Annotated in this window: 8 protein-coding genes; 5 read left to right on the plus strand and 3 right to left on the minus strand. The window is 69.3% G+C overall.

Translation table 11 applies throughout. From position 1 onward, the window contains the following. Window positions 1-34 precede the first annotated feature (34 nt). The 4 genes from ACIGXO_RS30620 (at window position 35) to ACIGXO_RS30635 (ending at window position 3,320) form a co-directional block, all read left to right on the plus strand. A complete protein-coding gene (locus ACIGXO_RS30620; protein WP_399793269.1) occupies window positions 35-844 on the plus strand; it encodes an ABC transporter ATP-binding protein in 810 nt (269 codons plus the stop codon). A 126-nt stretch (window positions 845-970) separates the two neighbouring features. Next, window positions 971-1,384 (plus strand): NfeD family protein, encoded by a 414-nt coding sequence (locus tag ACIGXO_RS30625; protein ID WP_399793326.1) that lies wholly within the window; start codon window positions 971-973, stop codon window positions 1,382-1,384. A 130-nt stretch (window positions 1,385-1,514) separates the two neighbouring features. Then, window positions 1,515-2,450: an SPFH domain-containing protein gene (locus ACIGXO_RS30630; protein ID WP_399793271.1), complete on the plus strand. Its 936-nt coding sequence runs from the start codon at window positions 1,515-1,517 to the stop codon at window positions 2,448-2,450. A gap of 102 nt (window positions 2,451-2,552) precedes the next feature. Beyond that, window positions 2,553-3,320: a sulfite exporter TauE/SafE family protein gene (locus tag ACIGXO_RS30635; protein WP_399793273.1), complete on the plus strand. Its 768-nt coding sequence runs from the start codon at window positions 2,553-2,555 to the stop codon at window positions 3,318-3,320. 81 nt (window positions 3,321-3,401) lie between these two features. On the opposite strand, the gene ACIGXO_RS30640 is transcribed toward ACIGXO_RS30635, so the two are convergent. From ACIGXO_RS30640 to ACIGXO_RS30650, 3 genes are all read right to left on the minus strand, one after another. Next, complete coding sequence (locus ACIGXO_RS30640; RefSeq protein WP_399793275.1) at window positions 3,402-3,905, minus strand: HNH endonuclease; 504 nt, start codon at window positions 3,903-3,905, stop codon at window positions 3,402-3,404. Between the two features lie 411 nt (window positions 3,906-4,316). After that, a complete protein-coding gene (locus tag ACIGXO_RS30645; RefSeq protein ID WP_399793278.1) occupies window positions 4,317-4,856 on the minus strand; it encodes a YbhB/YbcL family Raf kinase inhibitor-like protein in 540 nt (179 codons plus the stop codon). 124 nt (window positions 4,857-4,980) lie between these two features. Continuing rightward, window positions 4,981-5,763, minus strand: a complete 783-nt coding sequence (locus ACIGXO_RS30650; RefSeq protein ID WP_399793280.1) for a sporulation protein — start codon at window positions 5,761-5,763, stop codon at window positions 4,981-4,983. Between the two features lie 214 nt (window positions 5,764-5,977). Here ACIGXO_RS30650 and ACIGXO_RS30655 point away from each other — a divergent pair, with 214 nt between their 5' ends. Further along, complete coding sequence (locus ACIGXO_RS30655) at window positions 5,978-6,628, plus strand: DNA-3-methyladenine glycosylase (protein WP_399793282.1); 651 nt, start codon at window positions 5,978-5,980, stop codon at window positions 6,626-6,628. Window positions 6,629-7,070 lie beyond the last annotated feature (442 nt).

Below are 7,070 nucleotides of genomic sequence, written 5' to 3' on the forward strand. Positions count from 1 at the left end.
CTGCGCCCACAGGCGCACCGACGACCGAGATGCAATGGGAGACAACGCGCTCATGAGCGATGTTCTGGAGCTGGTGGACGTATCCGTGGTCCGCGAGGGCCGGGCTCTGGTGGACCAGGTCTCCTGGTCGGTGAAGGAGGGAGAGCGCTGGGTGATCCTGGGCCCGAACGGCGCCGGCAAGACCACCCTCCTCAATGTCGCCTCCAGCTATGTCTTCCCGACCACGGGCACCAGCACGATCCTCGGCGAGACGCTCGGCAAGGTCGACGTCTTCGACCTCCGCCCGCGCATCGGTATGGCCGGCATCGCGCTCGCTGACAAGCTGCCGCGCCGCCAGACCGTCCTGCAGACCGTGCTCACCGCCGCGTACGGCATGACCGCCACCTGGCAGGAGCACTACGACCCCGTCGACGAGCAGCGCGCCCGCGCCTTCCTCGACCGGCTGGGCATGACCAAGTACCTCGACCGGAAGTTCGGCACGCTCTCCGAGGGCGAGCGCAAGCGCACCCTCATCGCCCGCGCGATGATGACCGACCCGGAGCTGCTCCTCCTGGACGAGCCGGCCGCGGGGCTGGACCTCGGCGGCCGCGAGGACCTCGTACGCCGCCTCGGCAGACTCGCCCGCGACCCGTTTGCACCGTCGATGATCATGGTCACCCACCACGTCGAGGAGATCGCGCCCGGCTTCACCCACGTCCTGATGATCCGTCAGGGCAAGGTGCTCGCGGCCGGCCCCATCGACCTGGAGCTGACCTCCAGCAACCTCTCCCGCTGCTTCGGTCTGCCGCTCATCGTCGAGCGCAACGGCGACCGCTGGACCGCCCAAGGTCTGCCGCTCACCTGACAGTTGGCGTGGAACGATCGCTGACCGGGGCCGGGGCCGAAAAGCCCCGGCCCGATCCGGCCGCGATCGATCGCACCCTGTCCGCGACGCCGCTCGCCGATCTACCATGACACCGTGGATGCATGGGTGTGGTGGCTCATCGCTGCCGTAGGACTGGGAATTCCTCTCGTCGTCACCGCGATGCCCGAGTTCGGGATGTTCGCGGTCGGCGCTGTCGCCGGTGCCGTGGTGGCCGCGCTGGGCGGTGGCATCGTCACGCAGGTCATCGTCTTCGCCGCCGTATCGGTCGCACTCGTCGCCGTCGTGCGCCCGATCGCCAAGCGCGCCCGTACCGGAAGGCCGGGCATGGCCTCCGGTGTTGACGCCCTGAAAGGCAAGCAGGCCACGGTGCTGGAACGGATCGACGACTCCGGCGGCGGCCGCATCAAGCTCAACGGCGAGGTCTGGTCCGCGCGTGCGCTGGACGAGGGCCAGGTGTACGAGCCGGGGCAGAAAGTGGACGTCGTGGACATCGAGGGAGCAACCGCCGTCGTCATGTGACGAACTTGATCAACTGGCCCCCGCGGGACCGGAGAACGGCCTGCACGAGGGGGCGAGTCTCTGAAAGACTCGATCACCGACTCGCCGGGCGGGACCGGCCGACAGCTATGGAAGGACACGAGGAGCCACTGTGGAACCGATCATCATCGTCCTGATCATCCTGGTGGTGCTGGTGTTCATCGCACTCATCAAGACGATCCAGGTCATTCCGCAGGCCAGCGCCGCCATCGTCGAGCGCTTCGGCCGCTACACCCGCACGCTGAACGCGGGCCTGAACATCGTCGTGCCGTTCATCGACTCCATCCGCAACCGCATCGACCTGCGCGAACAGGTCGTGCCCTTCCCGCCCCAGCCGGTCATCACGCAGGACAACCTCGTCGTCAACATCGACACCGTCATCTATTACCAGGTGACGGACGCCCGCGCCGCGACGTACGAGGTCGCCAGCTACATCCAGGCGATCGAGCAGCTCACGGTCACGACGCTCCGGAACATCATCGGCGGCATGGACCTGGAGCGCACCCTCACCTCCCGCGAGGAGATCAACGCCGCGCTGCGCGGCGTCCTGGACGAGGCCACGGGCAAGTGGGGCATCCGCGTCAACCGCGTCGAGCTCAAGGCCATCGAGCCGCCGACCTCCATCCAGGACTCGATGGAGAAGCAGATGCGCGCCGACCGTGACAAGCGCGCCGCGATCCTCCAGGCCGAGGGTGTCCGGCAGTCCGAGATCCTGCGCGCCGAGGGCGAGAAGCAGTCCGCGATCCTCCGCGCCGAAGGTGAGGCCAAGGCCGCGGCCCTGCGCGCCGAGGGTGAGGCGCAGGCGATCCGTACGGTCTTCGAGTCCATCCACGCCGGTGACCCGGACCAGAAGCTGCTCTCGTACCAGTACCTCCAGATGCTCCCGAAGATCGCCGAGGGCGACGCCAACAAGCTCTGGATCGTGCCCAGCGAGATCGGCGACGCGCTCAAGGGCCTCGGCGGCGCCCTCGGGAACTTCTCGCCCACCGGCGGCGCCCCGTCCGCACCTCCCACGACCACCCACCTCGAGAAGCCGTCCATCGACTGACGGCGCGCCACGGCGTCTCGGACCGTGGTCCCGCGGCGCACCCACCGGACCCCTGGTGCATGATCGGTTCATGACGCACCGATCACGCGCCAGGGGCTCCGTATGACCTTCTGGGAAGCGCTCGCCGTCTTCGCCGCAGGTCTGGGCGCCGGCGCCATCAATGTCGTCGTCGGCTCCGGGACGCTCATCACCTTCCCCGTCCTGCTCGGCATCGGCCTGCCGCCCGTCACCGCCAACGTCTCCAACAACCTCGGCCTCGTACCGGGCGCCATCAGCGGCGCCATCGGCTACCGCCGCGAACTGCGCGGCCAGCGCCGCCGCATGCTCCGCTTCGGCGCCACAGCCCTCGCCGGCGGACTGGCGGGCGCCGTCCTGCTGCTCGCGCTGCCCTCCGACGCCTTCGACGCGATCGTCCCCGCGCTCGTCGCCATCGCTCTCGTCCTCGTCGTCCTGCAGCCCCGGCTGTCCGCCGCCGTGAAGGCCCGCCGCGCCCGCAACGGCACCGTCCCGCACCGCGACGGCGGCATCGCGCTCCTGACCGGCCTGCTGTTCTCCAGCGCGTACGGCGGCTACTTCGGCGCCGCCCAGGGCGTTCTGTACATCTCCCTGATGGGCCTGCTGCTCGACGAGGAGCTGCAGCGCGTCAACGCCCTCAAGAACGTGCTCGCGCTCGTCGTCAACGGCATCGCCGCGGTCTTCTTCCTCTTCGTCGCCGACTTCGACTGGACGGCCGTCGTGCTGATCGCCGTCGGCTCCGCGCTCGGCGGCCAGCTCGGCGCGAAGATCGGCCGCCGGCTGCCGCCCGCCGTCCTGCGCGGCGTCATCGTCGCGGTCGGCGTCGTCGCCATCGCTCAGCTGCTGCTGCGCTGAGCGGTACACGCACGGGGCGTCGCACGACGAAGGGGCGCGGGTATCTCCCCGCGCCCCTTCACGCACACCCGTGCGCCAGTCTTACGCCGACTGCACCAGCCAGTCCGGCAGCTCCTCCCGTACCGACACCCCCAACGCCGCCAGCATCGTGTCGGCGGGCGTCGGCACGAACGGCCGCCGCAGCAGCTCCATCCCCGCCTGCTCCGGCGTCCGGTCCGCCTTGCGGTGATTGTCCTCGGCACACGAGGCGACCGTATTCAGCCATGTGTCACCGCCCCCGTGCGCCCGCGGCACCACGTGGTCCACGGTCGTCGCCCGCCGCCCGCAGTACGCGCACCGGTGCTGGTCCCGCACCAGTACGCCCCGCCGCGACCACGGCGCCTGTCTTCGGAACGGCACCCGTACGTACCTGCAGAGCCTGATCACCAGCGGTACCGGGAGATCCACCGCGGCGCCGCGGATGCGCAGCCCGGGGTGCGCCTGCTCGACCACGGCCTTGTCCTGCATGACCAGCACGACCGCCCGTCGCAGCGACACCGTCGACAGCGGCTCGAAGCTCGCGTTGAGGACCAGCGTCTCGCGCATCCCGACCACCTCCCGCATTCCGTCCGCCGCTCGGCGAAGTGGCTCCACTGTGCAGTTCCAGTGATCCCCCGGACAACGCAATTTCCGTCTGCCGCAAGGGAGATGGCAGGTGAGCAACGAGCGAACGAATGACGAACCGGAAAGGGGGAGGGGAAGGGAAAGAGCGGAGGAAAGAAAGCGGGGGAACGCTCCGGGCCCCGCCCCCGTGAACAAGGGACCCGGAGCGTCACGGCAGCCGGCGCGGACGTCCGACACGAGGCGGACTCCGGCAGACGGCAGGGGACACACCTGCGCCCCGCCGCCCCCGCCACTGCGGTGCCGACTGCCCGACGGCCATGTGGCAACCGTCGGCCAAGCACCACTGTGCGATCCGGGGCGCCGGGGCGCAACGGAATTACGGGCGAGCCCGCGTCACCCCTCGGCGGGGATCTCGTACTCGCCGATCAGCTGGGCACGGCCCAGCGTGTGGAACCGCAGATTGAAGCCCACCACGGCAGGCGAGGCGTCCGCGTCCGGGCCGAGCTTCTCCTGGTCCACCGCGTACACGGTGAAGACGTACCGGTGCGGGCCGTCCCCGGGGGGCGGCGCCGCGCCACCGAAGTCACGCGTCCCGTAGTCGTTCCGTACGTGCACCGCGCCCTCGGGCAGGTCCTTCATGTCACCGGAGCCCGCACCGGCCGGCAGCTCCGTCACCGACGCCGGAATGTCGAACACGGACCAGTGCCAGAAACCGCTGCCGGTCGGCGCGTCCGGGTCGAAACAGGTGACGGCGTAGCTCCTGGTGCCCTCCGGAGCACCCTCCCACCGCAGGTGGGGCGAGGTGTTCCCCGCGCTGAACACCTGGGCGTCCGCCAGCGTCCCGCCCTCCTGCAGATCGTCGCTCACCACCGTGAACGAGGGCACCTGCGGATGAAAATCGTGCGGGAGCGGCCGGCGCTTCTGCTCGGACACTTCGACACCTCCTGATCGCATTCGGAGACCGTCCGGCCAGGTTAGAACCTGCTCGTGGCAGAACCGGTGCCCGGCCCGGCCGGAACTCATGTCACCGCGCGTCAGAAGGCACCGCGCCCGGGGCTCAGAACCAGTTGCGCTTGCCGCCGACCTCGGCCAGCCAGTGGTTCAGGTACGCCACCCAGTCCGTGTTCTGGAAGTCGTGCAGCCCCACCTGGAACGCGCGGTACGTGTCGCTGCCCTCCGTGAACAGCCCGGGCTTCTTGTCCATCTCCAGCACGACGTCCATCGCGCTGCCGTCCGCCACGAACGACACCTCGACCTGGTTCAGACCGCGGTACTGCTGCGGCGCGTACAGCTCGATCTCCTGGTAGAAGGGCAGCGTCTGGCGCGTACCCCGGATGTGCCCGCGCTCCAGGTCCGCGTTCTTGAAACGGAAGCCCAGGTGCCCGAACGCGTCCAGGATCGCCTGCTGTGCCGGCAGCGGGTGCACGTTCACCGGATCGAGGTCACCGGAGTCCACCGCGCGGGCGATCGCCAGCTCGGTCGTCACGCCGACCTGCATGCCCCTCAGGCGCGTGTTGAGGAAGTACGTGATCGGGGTCTCCCACGGGATCTCCAGGCCGAACGGCACGGTGTGCGCCGCGCCGGCCTGCAGCGCGAACTCCCCGCCCAGCTTCTGCCTGGCGAACTCGATGTTCTGCTTGTGCTCCCCGTCGCTGGTCTCGACCTCCACGACGGCCTGGAGCCCGACCGACAGCCCCTGTATCTCCTGGTCCACGGAACCGCCCTGGATCCGCACCTCACCATGCACGACACCGCCGGGCACGACGTTCTCCTCGAAGAGCACCGTCTCCACCGACGCGCCCCCGGCCCCCAGACTCGCCAGCAGCTTCTTGAACCCCATTGATCGTCCTCCCCAGGCACGTGCCTGTTCTTCGGTGATGTCCGGCCGCGGCACGCTGCCCGGTCCGGGTCCGCTCCCTACGAACGCGAAACGGCGTACGGCGGTTCCCCCGGCGGCCGGCCGCCGCGCGCCCACAGCCTGCCAAGACGCGGTACTTCCAGGCCACTCCGCGGCCCCCGAAGAGAGCAGCCGAGGTCCACTACCCTGGGAACGCATGATCTCCGAACCCACCCGTATGCCGCTCCCGCGGACATTCTTCGACCGCCCCGTCCTCGAAGTCGCCCCCGACCTGCTCGGCCGCACCCTCGTGCGCAGCACACCGGAGGGCCCCATCGAACTGCGCCTTACGGAGGTCGAGGCGTACGACGGCGAGAACGACCCCGGCTCGCACGCCTACCGGGGCCGCACGGAGCGCAACGCCTCGATGTTCGGCCCGCCCGGACACGCGTACGTCTATTTCATCTACGGCATGTGGTTCAGCCTCAACCTCGTCTGCGGCCCCGACGGCTACGCCAGCGGTGTCCTGCTGCGCGCAGGCGAGGTGCTCAGCGGTACGGAGCAGGTGGCCGCGCGCCGCCCGAAGTCCCGCCGCCCGAGTGAACTCGCCCAGGGCCCGGCCCGGCTGGCCACCGGCCTCGCCATCGACCGGCAGCTGAACGGCACGGACGTGTGCGCGGGCCCCGGTGCGCCGCTCTCCGTCCTCGAGGGCACGCCGGCAGCCCCCGACCTGGTACGCAGCGGACCGCGCACCGGTGTTGGCGGCGAGGGCGCGACCCACCCGTGGCGCTTCTGGATCGACGGCGACCCGACGGTCAGCCCGTACCGGGCACACGTCCCCCGGAAGCGCCGGACCAGGGCTGCTTGACTCTGCCCGGGCAGAGCCGTAACGTAGCCCGAGCCGCTTGAGACGGGCAGCGCTATGGGCGCACGCCGCAAACGGCACAACCATCACTTCGAACGACTCCCTTAACCGGGTTCTCTTTCGCGTTGCCGAAATTCGATTCGTGCGACTCGATTATGAGTGACCGGGGGAATCCGCTAAAGTGAGGGCCACGCCGAAAAGCGCGAAAACGCAGGAAATCCCGCCGACCGGGAATCAGGAACGGAAACGGATCTGATAGAGTCGGAACCGCCGGAAAGGGAAGCCCGAAAGGGTGAAACTGGAAAGCTGCCCCGCTCCGACCGGGGGCCGGATCACCGAAAAGGATCTGGTAGAGTCGGAAACGCAAGACCGAAGGGAAGCGCCCGGAGGAAAGCCTGAGAGAGTCTCTCGGGTGAGTACAAAGGAAGCGTCCGTTCCTTGAGAA

It is taken from the genome of Streptomyces sp. NPDC053542 (genome assembly GCF_044544685.1).
Lineage (GTDB): Bacteria > Actinomycetota > Actinomycetes > Streptomycetales > Streptomycetaceae > Streptomyces.

Coding starts and splice junctions, on each gene's coding strand:
- ACIGXO_RS30620 (WP_399793269.1), top strand. CDS start 35: ATGGGAGACAACGCGCTCATGAGCGATGTTCTGGAGCTGGTGGACGTA.
- ACIGXO_RS30640 (WP_399793275.1), bottom strand. CDS start 3,905: ATGCGCGAGACGCTGGTCCTCAACGCGAGCTTCGAGCCGCTGTCGACG.
- ACIGXO_RS30650 (WP_399793280.1), bottom strand. CDS start 5,763: ATGGGGTTCAAGAAGCTGCTGGCGAGTCTGGGGGCCGGGGGCGCGTCG.
- ACIGXO_RS30655 (WP_399793282.1), top strand. CDS start 5,978: ATGATCTCCGAACCCACCCGTATGCCGCTCCCGCGGACATTCTTCGAC.
- ACIGXO_RS30635 (WP_399793273.1), top strand. CDS start 2,553: ATGACCTTCTGGGAAGCGCTCGCCGTCTTCGCCGCAGGTCTGGGCGCC.